Here is an 18,309-nt window from a genome sequence, read left to right as displayed (position 1 = left end):
TCTCCTGGTTGGGATCAGCGGGCAAACAGCGCCTGACGGATCGGGCGGGGCAGGGCGGGGGCCAGTGCCGCGCCAAGTGCAGTGGGCACACCGCGCCGAATGGGGTTGAGAAAGCTGCGCGGACTCAGCGCCAGACCGGCGCGGGCATAGGCGCGGGCCATCGACGGTTCTGCCCCCAGACGCAGCGCGCGGCGGGCCAGATACCGCATGTAAATCGCCTCAGATGCAGGCGATGGTGAAACGCCATAGCGGGCCGCCGTTGCAACCGCCCGTGCGCGCCCGGCCCGCATCGCCTCGAGGTCCGAAGACAGACCGCTGCCGCTGGTCCGGTACCAGACCTGCAGGCGATCGACGCCGATGATCACGTGGCCTTCGCCTGCCAAGCGGATCAGCAGCTCGAGATCCTCGTTGTGGACCGCAGCCGGGTTCAGTCCGCCGACAGCAGCGAACACCTGGCGGCGCACTGCAAGGTTCGACATCGTGCACACCGCATTTTCCGCCAGCAGGTCTGGAATGGTCAGGGGATCGGTGGGAACCGTTGAGCGCGTCGGACAATCGCCGGGGGTTTCGGAAAAGAACCCGATCTGGCCAAAGGCCGCATCAATGCTGGTATCTGCAAACAACCGGTCCAATTGGGCCAGCTTGTCGGTGACCCACAGGTCATCCGCGTCGCAGAACGCGAGGATGTCGCCGGTGGCCACTGCCGCACCATGGTTGCGCGCAGAGCTGGGACCGCGATTGGGGTTGGCCTCAACCCGCACCCGGGCGTCGCGCGTGCAAAATTGCCGGACAACTTCGGTCGTCTGGCGCGAGGGCTTGTCGCCCACGCAGATGAGTTCGAAATCCGCAAAGCTCTGCACCAGCAGGCTATTCAGGGTGGCGGCAATGGTTGCCGCGTCATTGTGGAAGGGAACGATGATGGAAAACCGGGTCATTGGGCGCGCGCCTCCTGAATGATAGCAGAACCCCGCGGCAGCAGCGCCCAGGAAGCGGCCAGCATGATGGCGCTGCAGGTGCAGACGTACCCGACGGCGACGGGCATCAGGCCGAGCGGCGCCATCAGGGCCGTGTTGGCGATCAGGCCCACGGCCAGAACCGTGCTGACCCGCAATTCGGTGACGGGGCGGTTTTCCGACCGCAGCCAGCCGGCGACCGCCGACCAGATCACCGTCGGCAGGGCCGCAAGGCACAGAACCGATACCACCGGGGCGATTTCGGCCCAGCCCTGTCCCAGCAGCAGCGGCACATAGACCGGGGCCAGTGCCGCCTGCAGCAAAACCAGCGGCGTCAGGATCAGCAGCGACAGGCCCAGCCCGTGACGCAGCGCCCCGTGCTTGTCCTCGGCCGCGCACAGATGCGGGAACAGAACGACCGAGAAGGCTTGCGTGAACGAAGTGGCCAGCCCAAGGCCCGCATTGAAGGCCATGAAATAAATGCCAAGCGCCTCGACGCCCATCATTGCGCCCACCACCAGCTTGTCTGCCTGCAGGCGCAGAACCTTGACCAGTTCGACGCCCAGAACGGCCCAGCCGTAGACCGCGAAAGGTTTCAAGGCTGCAAACCCGGCCCGACGATCAGGTGACCACCGACGCAGGCGGCGCATCAGCACCAGCCAGACAGGTGCAGTCAGCAGGCGCGGCAGAACCAATGCCAGAGGCGAGGCCCAGACTACCGCAAGCAGCGCCGTCAGGGCATTGGCCCCCACGACTTGCCCGCCGGCGATCGCGGCGGTCTGTTGCAGCTTGCCCTCGCGCATTGCCAGTGCGGCCTGAACCAGGCCCGCCGGCATGAACAGGTACTCCCCGGCCAGCACCGCCAGCAGCATCGCCAGCATCGTGTGGCCCATGGCGAACAGCGCCGCCGCGACAGCCAGTTGCAGCAGGCACAGCCCCGCGCACCAGACCCAGAAGATGCGGTGCGCCGTGTTGCACCGCTGCGCCAGCTCCTCGGGCGGGGCCTGAATGATACGCTGGTTCACCCCAGTCTCGGTCAGCGCCTTGAGGATGTCGCCCGCCGCCAGAGCCGCTGCGGCCAGACCGATCGCTTCGGGGCTCAGGGTACGGGCAACGGCCACCACGACGACCAGCCGCGACGCCTTGGCCGCCACTTCGGAGGCGGTATAAGCCAACAGGTGCCGCAGAAAACCGGAATGTGCAAAGCTGTGCATCATGACGCCGTGATCCCGAAAAACAGTTGTTGGTTCCGTTTTACGGGTGGCCAAGGTCTGTGTCCCGGACGCGGTCGGACGGGGCAGAGGACCGTTCGGAGAGGGACCTATCCGAATGGGACAAGCCGTCATCCCGATGCCGGACTGACGCAGGCCGCGCGGCGGGGTTTATCTTCTGTGACAGATCAGGAGATGAAAATGACCACGAGTTTCAAGACTTTCCTTATTACGGCGGTCAGCGCTTCGACCCTGCTGGGGTGCAGCAGCATGCAGACCCCGCGCAACATCGAAGCCGTATCGCGCGGCGAAAGCTACCAGGCGCAATATCGCGAACCCGGACGTCGGCGGGGCGACACGCCATTGCTGCAGGCCGCCGCGATGAACGGCCAGACCTGCATGCCGCAGGCCGGCGATCAGGGCGCAAATGCCTATGCGAAATGGTCGCAACCGGCGCTCAGCCCCTTGCTGGGCGAGAAACTGTCGCGCAACGACATGGTCCAGATCACCATCGAAGGGGACGACCTGCTGAGCGACGCTTATGTCGTTTCGCGTGACGGAGACCTCAAGCTGCCCTACCTGCCGCCCGTGCGCGCCCAGGGCCGCACCACCGAACAGGTCGAACAAGAGGTGGCCCGCGTTCTGGTTGCGGCCCAGTTCTATGACGCCGAACCCCGCGTGACCGTGCGGGTCAGCGATTTCGCCTCGGTGACAGTGGGTGTGCGCGGCGCGGTGTTCGAGCCGCACTCGGTCGAGATCGGCGGCGTTCCGGGCGATTCCCTCGACCGTCGGCGCCAGGGCGCACTGGGGGCCTCGACCGAGGGGCGCAACCTGTCGGTGGCGCTGCGGGCCGCGGGCGGGGTGCGGCCGGATGCCGATCTGTCAGCGGTCGAACTGCACCGCCAAGGGCGCATCTATCGCATGGATCTGCGTGGTGTGTTCGAAGGATCGGACCCCACCGACATCATGCTGCTGACCGGCGACCAGATCGTGGTCAACAGCCGTGGGTGTTTCCAAGACGCGCTGATGCGTCCCAGCCCGATCAGCCCGCCCGGCGTGACGCTTTACATGTCGAACCTGACCCAACCGGCCGCGGGCAACGCCCAGTCCGCCATCGGGCGCGACGTGCGCGAGGTGCCGTATGGCACCCGGTTCCTGCAAGCCGTGGTCGACAGCAACTGCGTCGGCGGGTCGAAGACGACAAACGCTAACCGCAGCGCAGTGCTGTTCACGCGCAACCCCGTGACCGGATCCTCGGTCGTGATCGAGCGCAATATCGAAAAGCTGCTGCGTCGCGGAGACCGCGACGACTACGATCCCTATGTTCTGCCGGGTGATGCCGTTGCCTGTTACGACAGCAAGGTCACCGGAGTTACCGAAATCGCCCGGTCGCTGGGCATCGTCGGGGCCGCGGTTCTGCTCAGCCCTTGACCGCACCGGGGGCGGGCAGCGCAGCTTTTGCCCGCTCCCATACCGTGGGCAGACCGCACAACAGGTCAGTGACTTGCTGACGGTCTGCGGATTCTGCGGCCATCTCGACTGCAATCAGCGCATCACGGAACCCAATCGCACCAAAGGTCGCCGCGCTTCCCGCCAGCCTGTGACACTCCTGCGCGACCTGGTGCAGATCGGCTTCACCGGCCTCCAACTGGGCAAGTTGCGCGACGATGGCATCCCCTTCGGACAGGTATTTGGCAAGCAGCTTATCAAACACGTCGGCGCCAAGGCTGGCGCGCAGATCGCCGATGTGATCCGCTTCGTCCTCGGGCTGGATCAAAGCGTCGGGTTCGGTGACCGCCCTCAGGGCCTTGCGCAAGGCATCCAGGGCAATCGGCTTGCCGACAAAGGCCGTCATCCCGGCAGAGCTAAACTCGTCGACCGCATCAGGCAGCACGTTGGCCGAAACGGCAATGATCGGTATGTCCGCCGAAGGCCCTCCCCCGCTGCGGATGTGGCGCGTCGCAGTCGGGCCGTCCATGACCGGCATGCTGATATCCATCAGGATCACGTCGAATCGATGCGCTGCCGCCGCGTCCACGCCCAGTTGACCGTTCTGGGCAACCGTCACCCGGTGGCCGTCCAGTTTCAGCATGTTGCAGATCACCTCGCGGTTGATCTCGTTGTCCTCGACCACCAGCACGTCCAACGGCTGGGCGTGCTGAACCTCTGGCTGGTCGCTGTCAACGTTGGCGTCCAATTCCGCGTCCTGCAGCGGCAGGCGAACCCAGAACACGCTGCCCTCGCCGGGCGTGCTTTCGACGCCGATCTCTCCGCCCATGGCCTGAGCAAACCGACGTGCGATGCCCAGTCCCAGACCGCTGCCCCCGGTGGCTCGACCGATGGTTGGATCACTGGTGTGGAAATCATCAAAGATCACGTCGACCTCATCCGAGCCAATACCGTTGCCCGTGTCGATGATGCGGAATTCAAAGATGTTGACCCCCGCAGAGGGGCCAGGCTCGGTTACTTCGACCTCGATCGAGATCCGGCCGTTTTCGGTGAACTTGATGGCATTGCCGACAAGGTTCAGAAGAATCTGCCGCAACCTTTGGGCATCGGCGGCGACGCAGGGGCGCGCCTCGCCCACCCATTGCCAAGAGATAGAGTTCCCCCGCGATGCGGCGTTGCCGCTTTGACCGTCCACAATCTCTTGCAGGATGTCGTTCAGGTCGGTGGGCTGCAACGCGACCGACAGTTTCCCGGCCTCGAACCGGGCGATGTCCAGAACGGAGTCGACGTGGCTCAGGAGGATCTGGCCCGAGATTTCCATGTTTTCGACGAACCGCGCCTGTTCGCGGGTGGTGCGGGTGTTCTTCAACAGCGTGAGGTTGCCCAGCAGCCCGTTCAGCGGCGTGCGGATTTCGTGGCTCATCACGGTCAGGAAATCGGCCTTGGCCTTTTCACCGGCCAGGGCTTGGTCGCGGGCATGGATCAGTTCCTGCTGCGCCGCCACCCGCTGCGAGATGTCACGGACAAAGCCAATGATGATTTCCTGATCACCCGCCCGGGCCGATTGCAGCGCCAGTTCGACCTGGAACTGCTCGCCATCCGCGCGCATCGCCTCCAACTGGACCCGCCCCTTACCGACGACATGCCGTTCTCCACCAGCCTGCATACGTTCCATGCCGGCACGATGAGCCGCGCGCAGATGCGGCGGCACGATCAGGTCACCAATCGCGCGACCCCGTGCCTGATCTGCCGTATAGCCGAATATTGCCTCGGCAGCTGGGTTGAACTCGATCACGTCGCCCTTGGAATCGACCACGATCACCGCGTCCAACGAGGTGGAGAGGATCGTGTTCATCCGTTCATTCGCCTGCCGCAGCGCCCTGCCGCGGCGCGTAGCGCGCTGGTTGACCACCAGAAGATAGGCGCTGACGGCACCCAAGGTCAGAAGCAAGGCTCCCGACAGAATCGCCAATCGCAGAAGATTTGCGGCGGTCTGGGTGCGCTGCTGGTCCGACTCGGTGGCAAAATACGAGATGCCCGAAACGGCCAACGTGCGGACATGCGGACCGATCTCAAGGGCGGCGCGTTTCAGATCGTCCAGTTGTTCGGCCAGCTCCGCATCCGGCCCGTCGATCAACGGGATTGCGGCGTTCAGGTGCTGGGTCACCCGCTCCAACGGCAAGCGGAACCGGTCATCCTGGCGCAACGGTTGAAACACACGGGATTGTGCCAGCGTATCGACACGGCTGTAGAACAGGTCGAACCGCCGGCGCACCAGATCCAATGTGCCATGTTCCGCGTCCTGGGCCGCCGACGCAGTTTCCAGAGCGTTCAGGTAGGACAGATAGTCAACCTCGACCTGCGACAGCGTCCATTGGACATTGTCCGAAGGCGCCGCCCGCCGGTCGTTGAAATCTGTAAACACCTGCGCCGACAGCCACGCTACCGCGACCAGACCTAACAAAACGCCAAAGCCGATGAGCCCGAAGACCCATCGGCGTCGCAAAATGTGCGTGCCGGTACCGCTCAACCCGAGCCCCATCGATAGTTCACTGCGCTTTACTCATTACTGCACTCGGTCCGGTTGCAAGCTATTTAACGACCTCGAGGCGATCGAGTTGCCAAATGCTGCGCGAATAGGTCACCTCGGTCTGGTATTTCGGGTCGCTGTCATAGGGGTAGACGATCCACAGCGGGCCCTTCTGCCGGCGCGACATCTCGGCGCCGTCCATCTCATAAGCCACGATCGGGTCGCTTTCGGTGACTGAGTCTATCGGGATTTCAACCGCATAGTCGTTGATCGCCGTGGCGCGGATCATGCGGCCATCTGCACCGACAGCCTCCAGCAGGACCGACAACGGCACGCCGACAAAGGAGTTCTCTCCTTCGGTCCAGATCGTCGAGGTCGCAAAAGTCCGCGCGGGCAAGGCTTTCAACATGTCCATGTCGAACCGCGCTCCGTCCTCGGCTCCGGGCCGAGTCAGGTTGCCGGTGATCGTCAGAACCACCTCTCCGGTGGGTTCGGCCAGATCCTTAGCCTGTGCCTGGCTCAAGGTCAGAACCATTGCCAGAGCTGCAAGTAAAATCCGCATGTCATTCTCCTAGTGTCCATCTGCACAAGATCAGAAAGCTTAGCAGGGCAACAGACGGGCATCGGGATAAGCACCTATCCGAACGGATAGGTGCCCTTCGTTACGCGGCCGGGCGCAGGTGGCCCATGCGCTGCGCCATGATCCGCTCAAACTCTTCGCGCAGCTCTGACCGCTGCAGGGCAAAGACCGCGGTGGCCTCAAGATACCCGGCGACCGAGCCGCAGTCGAAGCGTTCACCCGCGAAGGCATAGCCCGAGCAGCCAGCGGTTTTGATATCCGCAGCGATGGCGTCGGTCAGCTGAATTTCATTTCCCGCACCCGGTGCCTGGCCGGCCAGACGACCAAAGATCGACGGCTGCAGGATATACCGCCCGACGATGCCGAAACTCGACGGCGCCTGCTCGGGGTTGGGCTTTTCAACCAAGCCGCGCAGGCTCTGCACACGCCCGGCCTGCAGAGCGATATCGACCACCCCGTAGGACCCGATCCTGTCGGACGGCACGGATTGGGTCGCAACCATGTGGCCGTTTTGGTCACAATAGCTTTGGACCATCTGTGCCAAGGCTGGGCGTCGGGCGCTGATGACGTCATCGGGTAGGATCACGGCAAACGGCTCGTTGCCCACACATTCGCGCGCCAGCGACACAGCATGGCCCAATCCACGGGGCGCGTCCTGCCGGACAAAGCAGTATTTGCCATCCTCCAGATCGGCGCAGCGCAGGTTGTTCAACAACTCGGTTTTACCACCATCCTTCAACTTGCGTTCAAGCGCCGTATTCCGCCCAAAATAGGCCTCCAGCGCGGTTTTTTCGGGCGACGTAATGAAGATGAACTCTTCAATCCCGGCCGCGCGCGCCTCGTCGACGGCATATTGGATCAGCGGGCGGTCGATCAGCGGCAGCATTTCCTTGGCCACGGTCTTGGTCGCGGGCAGAAACCTTGTGCCCAGTCCGGCGACGGGAAAGACGGCTTTGCGAATCTTGGTCATATCAATTCTCCTTGGGTTTTCTCAGTAGGCGCCGCGGCCGGACACGACGGCCCGCACGGTCATGGCAATCAGCATCAGATCCAGAAGGGCCGAGCGGGACCGCACATAGGCCGTGTCCAGGTCAATCATCCGGTCGAAGTCGATGGCGGCCCGGCCCGACACCTGCCACAGGCCGGTGATCCCGGGGCGGACGGCCAGGCGTTCAAGCGCGCGCGGCGGGTATTTGGCGACCTCCTCAGGCAGGGCAGGGCGCGGTCCGACGATCGACATGTCGCCCTTGAGGACGTTGAGGATCTGCGGCAGCTCATCCAGCGAGAAGCGGCGCAGAAGCTTGCCCACCCGTGTCACACGCGGATCTTGACGTGCCTTGAAGCACACGCCTGCGCGGTCGGACTGCGCCAGCAGGCTGGCCCGTTGTGCTTCGGCGTCGGTGGTCATCGAGCGGAACTTGTAGACGGTGAAGGGAACCCCGTTCCTGCCCACCCGCGTCTGCCGGAACAGGGCCGGGCCCTGGCTGTCCAACCGGACAAGCGCGGCAATGGCCAGCATTGGAAGGGCCAGAACCGTCATGGCCGCCAGCGCAACGGTCAGGTCAAGACTACGGCTGGGCGTCAGCCCGCCGAGAGCCTGGGCGACGCACCGGCCCAGAAACTCGAAATTTCCGATCAGATAGCGGCGGGCCATGCGGCGCGGCTCCATCGCCAGCCGCCACGCCCATTCCATCCGGGTCCGCCGCACGATCCCGGGGGCCCGCCGGACGTTGCCCGCCAGAAAGTCGAACAACGCGCCGACACCCAGCACCAGGTTTGGGTTCAGCCGTGCGCGGTGCCGCGTAATCCACAGTTCTTGCAGCGGAACGCCCATCGCCACCAGCAGGATATCTGCGCCGGACTGGTTGATCTCGTCCAAGGTTTCGTCCGTCCGTTCGATGCCCCCAAACCCGTCGCGGGAACCGGCAATCCTAAGGCCGGGCGCCATGTCTTGCAGGCGCGCTGCTGCGGCCTGTGCGGTGCCGGGCGTTCCGCCCAGCAGATAGACCGACTGGCCCAGTTTGGCCGCGCGCCGGACCAGGCGCGGGACAAAGTCGGTTCCGTTCAGGTTCTCGGCCAGGCGTTCGCCCTGCATCGAGGCTGCAAGCTCGACCCCGATCCCGTCGGGCAGGACGAGGTCGGCTTGCGTCAGGGCTGCTCGATATTGGTCATTCTTTGCCCGGACATTCGCGCAATGCGCATTCAGGAAAAAAACGGTTCGGCGGTGACCGTCCAAAAGCGTGTTGATGACCGGCCCGGATTCTGCATTCACCACCGGCTGCCCAAGGATTTCGGTGATCGGCAGCGCGGTGCAGGGCGTGGTGTGTGCGCCGTCGAAAAGGGCGTTTGCGGCTTGGAAGTGCATGGAACTCTCCGAACATGAATTGAACTCTTGCCCTAAACCTGTCCGCGGTGTCGGCACCGGTACAGACGAGCATCAGGAGAGTTGGCGGAGAAATCGGCTGATCGGCACGGCCCGGATGCGGCACCGCCCGGAAATCCGGCCAGTTGCTCCTATCCGATCGGGTATCTGCCTGTCCGTTCGGTAGGCTTCACCGCCGATCATCAATGCTTTATTAACCTTTTCAGGTCTGGGTGGAGGCACATGGAGTTCATTGATGAAAGTTCTTATCGCCGACGATCACGATCTGGTTCTGGACACGCTTGTCGCCTTCATTGAGGCTACGGGTGGGATCGAACCCACCACCGCGCCGGATTTTGCGACCGCAAAGGCCAAGATCGAATCCGAGGGTCCGTTTGATCTGGTTCTGCTGGATCTGAATATGCCTGGCATGAACGGGCTGAGTGGGCTGGAAACCTGCATTGGCATGGATCGCGCGCGGCATGTGGCGCTGTTCACCGGCGATGCCTCGCGCGGTCTGGCCGAACGTGCGCTCGAACTGGGGGCCGCCGGGTTCGTGCCCAAGACCCTTCCGGCCAAGTCGCTGGTAAACGCCATCCGTTTCATGGCCATGGGTGAGCAATATCTGCCCGTCGGTTTCATGAGCGCCGAGCAGCCGAACGACACCCATCCGATGGCCAAAAAACTGACCGAGCGCGAGCGCCAGGTCCTCAAGGGTCTGACCGAGGGCAAGTCGAACAAGGAGATCGCCCGCGATCTGGACTTGTCCGAGCCGACGATCAAGCTGCATGTGAAAACGCTGTACCGCAAAGTGGGTGTCAGCAACCGTACCCAGGCCGCAATGGCCGCGCGCGAGGCGGGCCTGTTCTGACCCACGCCCATCCTTTCGGATAGTGGGCCTGTCCCAACCCGCCCCAGTCTAACCCATTGCGCAGCGGACAGCCCATGCCGTCCCGGTCTATCACTTCTTTGAGAGAGGATGTGATATGCCGAACCAGATTTCCGACAACCATCAGCCCCTTGCGCCCAACCGTTCCTGGGACTGGGCGCGTATAAGCCGCAGCGACATCCGGTCTCTGGGTTGGCGGCGCGTCCTCAAGGGTGGGCGGTTGACCGATGCCGGACGATTGCCGCGATATGTTGCGCTTTTTCTTCTGGGGTCCAGCTGCATCTGGGCCCCGATCAGCGGGTATCTGGCAACCGCGCCGGTCAAATACGCATCCCACGCCTCGTTGATCCTGCCGGGATCGGGCGCGTCGGCCTCGGTCAATCTGGCAAATATCGGGCAGGCCTCGTCCTACGCCAATTCAGCCTTTGCCAACGGGTCGATCAGCCCCACCGAAACCTACAAGCGCCTGCTGTCTGCGGATCGCATCCTGGATGCGGCGGCGCGCGCCGTCGGCGCGGAACGCGATGCGTTCGGCAAGCCGCGCATCCGCCTGGTGGACCAGACCAGCCTGATCCATATCGAAATGGAGGCCGCCAGCCCGGGGGACGCGCAACGCCACGGCGATGCCCTTGTCGCTGCGTTCTTTGCCGAGATCGACGCCTTGCGCGCGGACGAAATCGCCACGCGCGAAGCCAGCAACAGCGGCGCAATCGAAGACTATCAGCGCTCGGTTCGTGAAACCCGCGCTGCGATCGAGCAGTTGCAGCGGCAGAGTGGGCTGCTCTCTGCCGCCCAATACCGTGAGCAGGTGGCCGCCAATGACCGCGCGCGCCAAACGCTGCGGGCCGAGGAAAGCACGCTGGCCCGCCAGGCCGAGCGCGTCGCGGCGCTTGAAGTGGCGCTGGATCTGCCTCCGGATGCCGCTGCGGTGACGCTAAAGCTTTACGCCGACGCGCAATACATGTCGCTGCTCAAGGATGTCTCGGCCGGCGCGGCCAAGCTGGCACAGGCCGATGCCAATTACGGGCCGCGCCATCCGGTCTATCGCACAGCGCGGGAGGAATATGAAGGCGCACGAAAGGTTGCCGTCCAACGCGCGGCCGAGGTGACCGGCCTGTCGGTCGAGCAGCTCTCGGGTCTGGACCGCGCCCCCGAGGGAGAGCGCGCGCAGTTGCTCAGCGAGCTTGTCCGCGAAAACGCCTTACGCGCGGGGCAGGAGAAGCATGTAAAAACCCTCGCCGCACAGGTCGCGGCCGAAACTGCGCGCCTGTCCGCGCTGGCGCCGGTGGCCGCCGAACTTGAAGACCGTCAAAGGGATTTTGCCGTGGCCGAAGCCGTTTTTGCCTCGGCCATCGCCCGGTCGGAATCGAAAAAGACCGATGTCTATGCTTCGTACCCGCTGATCCAGGTGCTGGAAAATCCGTCGCTGCCGGACCGGCCGTCTTCACCCAACAAGAAGCTGTCGATCGCGGCCGGGATTGCCGCCACGTTGATGCTTCTGATCGGGCTGACGCTGGCATGGGTCCGTAACCCGCTGATCTCGCGGCTGTTGAAAGACACAGGCGAGAACAAGGCATGACCCAGGCCGAGCCGCAGAACCCGGCCGAGCGGCTTGTCTGGTGCGCGGTGGTCTGGACATGGCCGTTCTATGCCATCGGCGCGCTCTATGTCGTGGGGCCGGTGCTGGGATGGTCCTTGGCGGGGTTGGCGGCGCTGGCCTTGTATCTGGGGCCGGCGATCCGTTCGGATCTGCGGGCCACCGGGCCGGTTCCCGCGCTGGCTTGGCTATGGATGGCCGGCATGCTGTTGATGCTGTTTGCACTGTGGGCCGGCCATCTGGATTGGGGGCTGGGGCTGAGCAAGACTATAAAATCCTCGATCGGCTGGGCCAAGGGCTGGGCGCTTATTCCATTGTTCATCCTGGCCGGGGCCGTGCTGCCGATCCGGCGCGAGGTTCTGGTGCGGGGCCAGTGCAGACTGGGGCTGTGGACCCTGTGCCTTGCGCCCCCGCTGTTGGCGGCACCTTATCTGGGCCTGCCCAGCCAGATCTTCACCTCACCGCTCAAGGCGGTAGGTGGGCCGGGGCCCGAGTATTTCTCAGTCTATCTCTACACGATCGACCCGGCCAGTTGGACGCCCCGGTGGCAGTTCTTCGCGCCTTGGTCGCCATTTGCCGCCCTGCTGGGGGTATGCATGGTCCTGTTCGCGCTCGAAGAGCGGCACCGTGGATGGATGACCGTCGGGCTGAGCGCGGGTATTCTCATGATCCTGGCGTCGAAATCCCGCATGGGGCTGGTCGGGCTGGTGGCCTGCACACTGGGACCGCGCCTTTTGCCTTTGGTGGCGCGCAGCATCGGATGGTTTCTGGTGTCGGCCGTGGCGACGGCGTCCGCGGCGTGGGGGGCCGCTGCAATTGATCTGGGAAACCAGGCACTGCACAATTTCAAATCGGCCCGCGCCGACAGCACACGCGTGCGCGAAACCCTGCAACGCATCGCCTATGAACGCTGGCAGTCCGACGCGGTGCTGTTTGGTCACGGAACGGTTCAGCCCGGTGCGCATTTGGTCGAATACATGCCCATCGGAAGCCACCACACCTGGTACGGCCTTCTGTTCGTTAAAGGCATCACCGGTTTCGTGGCGTTTCTTGTCCCCTTCGCCGTGCATTTCGGCGTGGTGATCACCGACGCGGTCCGGTCGGCGCGCGGGCGGCTGCCGCTGGGCCTGCTGATGACCCTGCTGCTGCTGACCTTCGGCGAAAACATCGAGATCGAGGCCTATCTGCTCTGGCCCGCGCTGCTGATGCTGGGGTGTCACCTGCGCGAAATGGCAGAGGTCCGGGCTCAGCCGAGCGCGTAACCGGCCCCGCGCACGGTGCGGATCGGGTCATCCCCCCCACGCACCGTCAAAGCTTTTCGCAAACGCCCGATATGCACATCGACGGTCCGGGTATCCACGTAGATATCGCGCCCCCAGACCCGGTCGAGCAATTGTTCGCGACTCCAGACCCGGCCCGGCTTTTCCATGAAGGTCGACAGCAGCCGGAACTCGGTCGGACCCAGCTTGATGTCCTCGCCCGCGCGGGTCACACGGTGCGTTTCGCCATCCAGAACGATGTCATCGTATTCCAACCGCTCGCCCACGGCAGCGGGGCGGGTCCGCCGGAACTGGGATTTGACCCGGGCCATCAGCTCGATCACCGAATAGGGCTTGGTGACATAGTCGTCGGCACCGGTTTCCAGCCCCCGCACCTTGTCGACCTCGTCGGACCGGGCCGACAGCATGATCACGGGGATCGCACGGGTGGCCGCGGTCATCTTCAGCTGCCGGCAGATCTCGATCCCGGAAACGCCGGGCAGCATCCAGTCCAGCAAGATAAGGTCGGGCGGGGCCTCTTTGATCTGCAGCAGGGCTTCGTCGCCGTTCTCGGCCTGTACGACCGTGAACCCCTCGGCCTCAAGATTGTAGCGGATGATCTCGCGCTGGGACGGCTCGTCTTCGACGACAAGGATCGTAGGGGTGGGCATCACCGGACCTCGGTCATTTCCGTTGGTGTCTGATCCTGACGTGGACGATCATCATCCGGTAACTCGCCGGTGACCAAATAGATCGTCTGCTCGGCGATGCCGGTGGCGTGGTCGCCGATTCGCTCAAGATTTTTTGCGACAAAGTGCATATGCATGCCGACGGTGATATTGGCCGGATTCTCCATCATATGCGTCAGCAGGGTCCGGAAAACGTTGTTGTAGATCGAATCCACCTCGGCATCGCGTTCACGGATGCTTTGCGCCGCGTCCAGATCACGCTGCATAAACGCATCCAGTGCGTCGGCCAGCATGCCCTGAACCATTTGGGCCTGACGCGCAATCGCTGCGCTCACCTCGTCCAGGCTGGACGATGCCGCAATGGTGATGGCGCGCTTGGCGATGTTCTTGGCGTGGTCGCCGCTGCGTTCCAGTTGATTGGCGATGGTGAAGGTGGCCAGAACCACGCGCAGATCGACGGCGGTGGGGGCACGGCGCGCTATGATGTTGGCGGCCTCGGTCTTCACCAGCTCTTCCAACTCGTCGATGCTGCGGTCGGCCTTGACCGTCCGTTGGGCCAGATCCATATCCCGATCGCGCAACGCGTTGATTGCATCGGACAGCCCGGTTTCGACCAGCCCACCCATGCGCATCAGGTGTGCCTGGACGGCCTCCAATTCCGTGTCGAAGGACCGGACGATGTGCTTTTCCTTCATGGCTTCGTCGGTCATCCGATCCTCCCGGTGATATAGGATTCGGTGCGGGGATCTTCGGGGTTGGTGAAGATCTGGCCGGTGTCACCGTATTCGACAAGGCTGCCCAGGTGGAAAAACGCGGTTTTCTGGCTGACGCGGGCGGCCTGCTGCATCGAATGGGTCACGATCACAACCGAGAACCGCTCGCGCAGTTCGTCGATCAGTTCTTCCACCTGCGCGGTGGCGATCGGGTCCAGTGCCGAGCATGGCTCGTCCATCAACAGCACCTCGGGCGAGGTGGCGATGGCGCGGGCGATGCACAGGCGCTGCTGCTGGCCGCCCGACAGGCCTGTGCCGGGCGCATGCAGCCGGTCCTTGACCTCGTCCCAGATGGCGCCGCGGCGCAGGGATTTTTCCACGATCTCGTCCAGGTCGGCCTTGGTCTTGGCCAGCCCGTGGATGCGTGGGCCGTAGGCGATGTTGTCATAGATCGACTTGGGGAACGGGTTGGGTTTCTGGAACACCATTCCCACCCGCGCCCGCAACTGCACCGGGTCGATGCTGGGGTCATAGATATCCTCGCCGTCCAGCCGGATGTCGCCCTTGACGCGGCAGATGTCGATCGTGTCGTTCATCCGGTTCAGGCAGCGCAGGAACGTGGACTTGCCGCAGCCCGACGGCCCGATAAAGGCCGTGACCGTCTTGTCAAGAATGTCCACCGAGACGTCCTTGATCGCCTGGGTTTCGCCATAGAAGACCTGGACGTCCTGTGCCTTTATCTTGACGGCATCGACGGCGACGCCCGGTTCGATCTTGCTCATGTCATTCATCATGATGATCCCTTTGCGCTTACCAGCTGCGCTCGAATTTGTTCCGAAGATAGATCGCGATGGCATTCATCGTGACCAGGAAACCCAGCAGCACCAGGATCGCCGCCGAGGTCCGGCTGACGAAGCCGCGCTCGGGGCTGTCGGCCCAGATGAAGATCTGGGTGGGCAAGGCGGTGGCGCTGTCGAACGGGCCGGCCGGGGCCGAGGTGATGAACGCGTTCATCCCGATCAGCAGCAGCGGGGCCGTTTCCCCCAGCGCCTGCGCCAGCCCGATGATCGTTCCGGTTAGGATGCCGGGCATCGCCAGCGGCAGCACATGGCCAAACACCACCTGATGCTTGGACGCGCCGATGCCCAGGGCCGCCTCGCGGATTGACGGCGGCACCGCCTTAAGCGCGGCGCGGGTGGCGATGATGATCGTCGGCATGGTCATCAGCGCCAGCGTCATGCCGCCCACGAACGGGGCCGAGCGCGGCAGGCCGAACCAGCCGATAAACACCGCCAGCGCCAGCAGGCCGAACACGACCGACGGCACCGCGGCCAGGTTGTTGATATTGACCTCTATAAAGTCGCTGATCTTGTTCTTGGGCGCGAATTCTTCAAGGTAGATCGCCGCGCCGATGCCTAGCGGGAAGGAAATCGCGAAACATACGAACAGCGCCCAGAACGACCCGATCAGCGCGCCCTTCAGACCAGCCAGTTCCGGGAATCGGCTGTCGGCATTGGTGACCAGGCCGGTGTTCAGCGGCTTGCTGATTACACCTTGGGCTTTCAGCTGGTCGAACCAGGCGATCTCGGCATCGTTCAGACGGCGGTTCTGCTCGGGCGTGTCGCGGTCGATGGTGCCCTTGTTCAGCTGGTCATACGGATCCGATACCGGCACCGTCAGCGTGATGGTCTGCCCGATCAGAGAAGGGTCAGCCACCACCCGGTCGCGCAGTTGAAACTGGGCGCCGTTGGACAGGATGCCCGCCAGGGCCTTACGGGTGGCCCGGTCGCTGGTGTCCACCTCGGGCAGCAACTCGGACAGCGAGGCTTGCAGTACGTCCTTGAAGCCGCCGCGCGGCAGCTTTTCGGGCTTGATCTCCTCGGGGTCGATATAAACCTCGAGCGTGATCTTGGTCTGGGTAAAGGCCTGATATCCCGACGATACCAGCGAGGCCACCAGTATGAACAGCATCAGAAAGGCAAAGCCGATGGCGCCCAGGCCCAAGCCCTGCAGCAGCTTCTGCTTGCGGTTGCGGCGGGTCAGGCTGGCGCGTACGGCGTCGGCGGTGTTGCCCTGCGGGGGCGTCTTTTCGGGTCCTGCGGTCAGGTCAGCCATGGTCTTGGCCTCAGTCATAGGCTTCGCGGTACTTGCGCACGATGCGCAGCGCGAAGACGTTGATGATCAGGGTGACGACGAACAGCATCATGCCAAGGGCAAAGGCCGCCAGCGTCTTGGGGTTGTCGAACGAGGTGTCGCCGATCAGAAGCGTGACGATCTGCACGGTCACCGTGGTTACGCTGTCCAGGGGGTTGATGGTCAGCGAGGCGATCAGGCCGGCGGCCATGACCACGATCATGGTTTCCCCGATCGCGCGGCTGACGGCCAACAGGATGCCACCGACGATGCCGGGAATGGCGGCAGGGAAAAGCACGTTCAGAACCGTCTCGGCCCGGGTTGCCCCCAGCGCCAGCGCCCCGTCGCGCAGCGAACGCGGTACCGCCGACAGGGCGTCATCGGTGAAAGACGAGATGAACGGGATCAGCATGATGCCCATCACGCTGCCTGCGGCCAGCGCCGTGTTGGGCGACACCGGAATGCCCAGCGAGGCGCCGAAACTGCGCATCGCCGGCGCCACCACCAGGATCGCGAAGAAGCCATAGACTACAGTCGGCACGCCGGCCAGGATCTCCAGCACCGGCTTGGCCACCGCCCGCAAGCGGTCGGGTGCGAATTCGTTCAGGTAGATGGCCGACAACAGGCCCACCGGAACCGCCAGGAACAGCGCGACCACGGTAATGACGATGGTGCCGAGGATGACCGGAAGCCAGCCAAAGGCACCTTCGGCCGCAATCTGGTCTTCGCGCAGAGGGATCTGCGGTTCCCAATTCAGGCCAAAGAAGAACTCGGTGATCGGCACCATCTCGAAAAAGCGGATGGATTCGAACAGCAGCGCGGCAATGATACCGACGGTCGTAAAAATGGCGACGGTCGAGCAGAAGATCATCAGGCTTGACACGATGCGCTCGACCCCGTGGCGAGCGCGGAACGCGGCCCCCACGCGCGAGCGGGCAAAGGCCACGATGGCCAACGACAGAGCGAGGACGATCGACAGCAGAACCCATCCCGACATCTTATGCAGCTCAAGATACCGCTGGGCCGCGGCCATCTTCCATTGTTCGGGCTCGCCGAAGATCTGCCCGCGCGAGATCGACTTAATCTCGGCCAGCACCAACTGGCGCCCGCCAGTGTCCAATCCGTCAAGGCTGCCGGCAGGCAGGCCCGACATGACCACATGGTCGATCACCGGGCCTTGCAGGATCAGCCACAGTACGATCAGCACAAAGACCGGAACCAGCGTGGACAGAAAAGAAAACAGCCCGTGATAGCCGGGCAGAGAGTGCAGACGCGCCCCATCTGCGCGCAGACCGGCTGCAGCCCGCCGGTTCAGCAAATATCCAAGGATACTGACGCCCAACAGCGCCGCAAACACGAAAGTCGTCATCTGCCCCCCAGGCAAAAAAATAGGCTGCCCGGTTTCGTGGCCGGACAGCCCCGTGAATTGCAAGTCTTACGACTTGGGTTCCATGTTCTGGCCGTTCAGGATTGCGTCCTGCAGCTCTTCACGGCGCTCGTCGGACAGGGCCACCAGGCCACGCTCGGCCAAATAGCCGTCAGCGGCCAGCGCGTCGTCCGACATGTATTCTTCCAGGAATTCGTCCAAGTTCGGGATCACGCCGCGATGCGCGTTCTTGACGTAGAAGTACAGCGGGCGGGACACCGGATAGGACTTGTCGGCGATGGTGTCGGCATTCGGCTCGACGCCTTCGATCTTGACCGGCTTCAGCTTATCCAAGTTTTCGTACAGGAACGAGTAGCCGAAGATGCCAACGGCGTTCGGGTCCGCCTCAAGGCGCTGAACGATCAGGTTGTCATTTTCGCCCGCTTCGACGAAGGGTCCGTCGGTGCGCATGCGCGAGCAGTTTTCCTTGACCCAGTCGCCATCAAACCCGCCATTCTTGACAAAATCCAGCTCTTCGCAGCCGGCATGCATCGCCAGCTCGACGAAGGCGTCGCGGG

The 18,309-nt window shown here is 63.6% G+C and carries 16 protein-coding genes; 4 read left to right on the top strand and 12 right to left on the bottom strand.

Annotation, left to right across the window (positions count from 1 at the left end; translation table 11 throughout):
* Positions 1 to 14: 14 nt before the first annotated feature.
* Both AC2FME_RS02830 and AC2FME_RS02825 read right to left on the bottom strand, forming a co-directional pair.
* Entirely contained in the window at positions 15 to 935 is a 921-nt protein-coding gene (locus AC2FME_RS02830; RefSeq protein ID WP_496799563.1) for a glycosyltransferase family 2 protein, read from the bottom strand.
* Complete coding sequence (locus AC2FME_RS02825; protein WP_496799562.1) at positions 932 to 2,170, bottom strand: oligosaccharide flippase family protein; 1,239 nt, start codon at positions 2,168 to 2,170, stop codon at positions 932 to 934. The genes AC2FME_RS02830 and AC2FME_RS02825 overlap by 4 nt, the downstream gene beginning before the upstream one ends.
* 195 nt (positions 2,171 to 2,365) lie before the next feature.
* Between AC2FME_RS02825 and AC2FME_RS02820 the strand changes: the two genes are divergently transcribed.
* Positions 2,366 to 3,595, top strand: a complete 1,230-nt coding sequence (locus AC2FME_RS02820; protein WP_496799561.1) for a polysaccharide biosynthesis/export family protein — start codon at positions 2,366 to 2,368, stop codon at positions 3,593 to 3,595.
* On the opposite strand, the gene AC2FME_RS02815 is transcribed toward AC2FME_RS02820, so the two are convergent.
* The 4 genes from AC2FME_RS02815 to AC2FME_RS02800 all read right to left on the bottom strand — a co-directional run bounded on the left by AC2FME_RS02815 (position 3,585) and on the right by AC2FME_RS02800 (position 9,088).
* Positions 3,585 to 6,038 carry a hybrid sensor histidine kinase/response regulator gene (locus AC2FME_RS02815; protein WP_496799560.1) on the bottom strand — a complete coding sequence of 818 codons (2,454 nt, stop codon included), beginning with the start codon at positions 6,036 to 6,038 and terminating at the stop codon, positions 3,585 to 3,587. The two genes, AC2FME_RS02820 and AC2FME_RS02815, sit on opposite strands and share 11 nt — an antisense overlap.
* A 166-nt stretch (positions 6,039 to 6,204) precedes the next feature.
* Positions 6,205 to 6,705, bottom strand: a complete 501-nt coding sequence (locus AC2FME_RS02810; protein ID WP_496799559.1) for a putative pterin-binding protein — start codon at positions 6,703 to 6,705, stop codon at positions 6,205 to 6,207.
* A gap of 100 nt (positions 6,706 to 6,805) precedes the next feature.
* Entirely contained in the window at positions 6,806 to 7,693 is an 888-nt protein-coding gene (locus AC2FME_RS02805) for a UTP--glucose-1-phosphate uridylyltransferase (protein WP_496799558.1), read from the bottom strand.
* A gap of 21 nt (positions 7,694 to 7,714) precedes the next feature.
* On the bottom strand, positions 7,715 to 9,088 hold the full coding sequence (locus AC2FME_RS02800; RefSeq protein ID WP_496799557.1) for a WecB/TagA/CpsF family glycosyltransferase: 1,374 nt from the start codon (positions 9,086 to 9,088) through the stop codon (positions 7,715 to 7,717).
* Positions 9,089 to 9,341: 253 nt separating this feature from the next.
* Here AC2FME_RS02800 and AC2FME_RS02795 point away from each other — a divergent pair, with 253 nt between their 5' ends.
* From AC2FME_RS02795 to AC2FME_RS02785, 3 genes are all read left to right on the top strand, one after another.
* Positions 9,342 to 9,956, top strand: a complete 615-nt coding sequence (locus tag AC2FME_RS02795; RefSeq protein ID WP_496742524.1) for a response regulator transcription factor — start codon at positions 9,342 to 9,344, stop codon at positions 9,954 to 9,956.
* Positions 9,957 to 10,071: 115 nt separating this feature from the next.
* Entirely contained in the window at positions 10,072 to 11,553 is a 1,482-nt protein-coding gene (locus AC2FME_RS02790) for a GumC family protein (protein WP_496799556.1), read from the top strand.
* Entirely contained in the window at positions 11,550 to 12,833 is a 1,284-nt protein-coding gene (locus AC2FME_RS02785; RefSeq protein WP_496799555.1) for an O-antigen ligase domain-containing protein, read from the top strand. The genes AC2FME_RS02790 and AC2FME_RS02785 overlap by 4 nt, the downstream gene beginning before the upstream one ends.
* On the opposite strand, the gene phoB is transcribed toward AC2FME_RS02785, so the two are convergent.
* The 6 genes from phoB to AC2FME_RS02755 form a co-directional block, all read right to left on the bottom strand.
* Positions 12,818 to 13,501, bottom strand: coding sequence for a phosphate regulon transcriptional regulator PhoB (phoB, locus tag AC2FME_RS02780; protein ID WP_496684579.1), 684 nt, complete (start codon positions 13,499 to 13,501; stop codon positions 12,818 to 12,820). The two genes, AC2FME_RS02785 and phoB, sit on opposite strands and share 16 nt — an antisense overlap.
* Positions 13,501 to 14,229, bottom strand: coding sequence for a phosphate signaling complex protein PhoU (phoU, locus tag AC2FME_RS02775; protein WP_496799554.1), 729 nt, complete (start codon positions 14,227 to 14,229; stop codon positions 13,501 to 13,503). Before phoU ends, phoB begins: the two co-directional genes overlap by 1 nt.
* Positions 14,226 to 15,023, bottom strand: a complete 798-nt coding sequence (gene pstB, locus AC2FME_RS02770) for a phosphate ABC transporter ATP-binding protein PstB (RefSeq protein ID WP_496685573.1) — start codon at positions 15,021 to 15,023, stop codon at positions 14,226 to 14,228. The genes phoU and pstB overlap by 4 nt, the downstream gene beginning before the upstream one ends.
* 19 nt (positions 15,024 to 15,042) lie before the next feature.
* A complete protein-coding gene (pstA, locus tag AC2FME_RS02765) occupies positions 15,043 to 16,347 on the bottom strand; it encodes a phosphate ABC transporter permease PstA (protein ID WP_496799553.1) in 1,305 nt (434 codons plus the stop codon).
* A 10-nt stretch (positions 16,348 to 16,357) separates the two neighbouring features.
* A complete protein-coding gene (gene pstC, locus AC2FME_RS02760; RefSeq protein WP_496712001.1) occupies positions 16,358 to 17,734 on the bottom strand; it encodes a phosphate ABC transporter permease subunit PstC in 1,377 nt (458 codons plus the stop codon).
* Between the two features lie 66 nt (positions 17,735 to 17,800).
* Positions 17,801 to 18,309, bottom strand: a 509-nt coding sequence (locus AC2FME_RS02755; RefSeq protein ID WP_496799552.1) for a PstS family phosphate ABC transporter substrate-binding protein, incomplete at its 5' end; no start/stop codon positions are given.

Source organism: Ruegeria sp. BHSC026 (assembly GCF_059613065.1).
This window is presented reverse-complemented; position numbering and strand designations above follow the sequence as displayed.

Excerpts from the sequence above, each read along its gene's own strand:
- AC2FME_RS02830 (WP_496799563.1), bottom strand. The coding sequence starts at position 935 with ATGACCCGGTTTTCCATCATCGTTCCCTTCCACAATGACGCGGCAACC.
- phoU (WP_496799554.1), bottom strand. The coding sequence starts at position 14,229 with ATGACCGACGAAGCCATGAAGGAAAAGCACATCGTCCGGTCCTTCGAC.
- AC2FME_RS02785 (WP_496799555.1), top strand. The coding sequence starts at position 11,550 with ATGACCCAGGCCGAGCCGCAGAACCCGGCCGAGCGGCTTGTCTGGTGC.
- AC2FME_RS02825 (WP_496799562.1), bottom strand. The coding sequence starts at position 2,170 with ATGATGCACAGCTTTGCACATTCCGGTTTTCTGCGGCACCTGTTGGCT.
- pstB (WP_496685573.1), bottom strand. The coding sequence starts at position 15,023 with ATGAATGACATGAGCAAGATCGAACCGGGCGTCGCCGTCGATGCCGTC.
- pstC (WP_496712001.1), bottom strand. The coding sequence starts at position 17,734 with ATGACGACTTTCGTGTTTGCGGCGCTGTTGGGCGTCAGTATCCTTGGA.
- AC2FME_RS02800 (WP_496799557.1), bottom strand. The coding sequence starts at position 9,088 with ATGCACTTCCAAGCCGCAAACGCCCTTTTCGACGGCGCACACACCACG.
- AC2FME_RS02790 (WP_496799556.1), top strand. The coding sequence starts at position 10,072 with ATGCCGAACCAGATTTCCGACAACCATCAGCCCCTTGCGCCCAACCGT.
- AC2FME_RS02820 (WP_496799561.1), top strand. The coding sequence starts at position 2,366 with ATGACCACGAGTTTCAAGACTTTCCTTATTACGGCGGTCAGCGCTTCG.
- phoB (WP_496684579.1), bottom strand. The coding sequence starts at position 13,501 with ATGCCCACCCCTACGATCCTTGTCGTCGAAGACGAGCCGTCCCAGCGC.
- AC2FME_RS02795 (WP_496742524.1), top strand. The coding sequence starts at position 9,342 with ATGAAAGTTCTTATCGCCGACGATCACGATCTGGTTCTGGACACGCTT.
- AC2FME_RS02805 (WP_496799558.1), bottom strand. The coding sequence starts at position 7,693 with ATGACCAAGATTCGCAAAGCCGTCTTTCCCGTCGCCGGACTGGGCACA.
- AC2FME_RS02810 (WP_496799559.1), bottom strand. The coding sequence starts at position 6,705 with ATGCGGATTTTACTTGCAGCTCTGGCAATGGTTCTGACCTTGAGCCAG.
- pstA (WP_496799553.1), bottom strand. The coding sequence starts at position 16,347 with ATGGCTGACCTGACCGCAGGACCCGAAAAGACGCCCCCGCAGGGCAAC.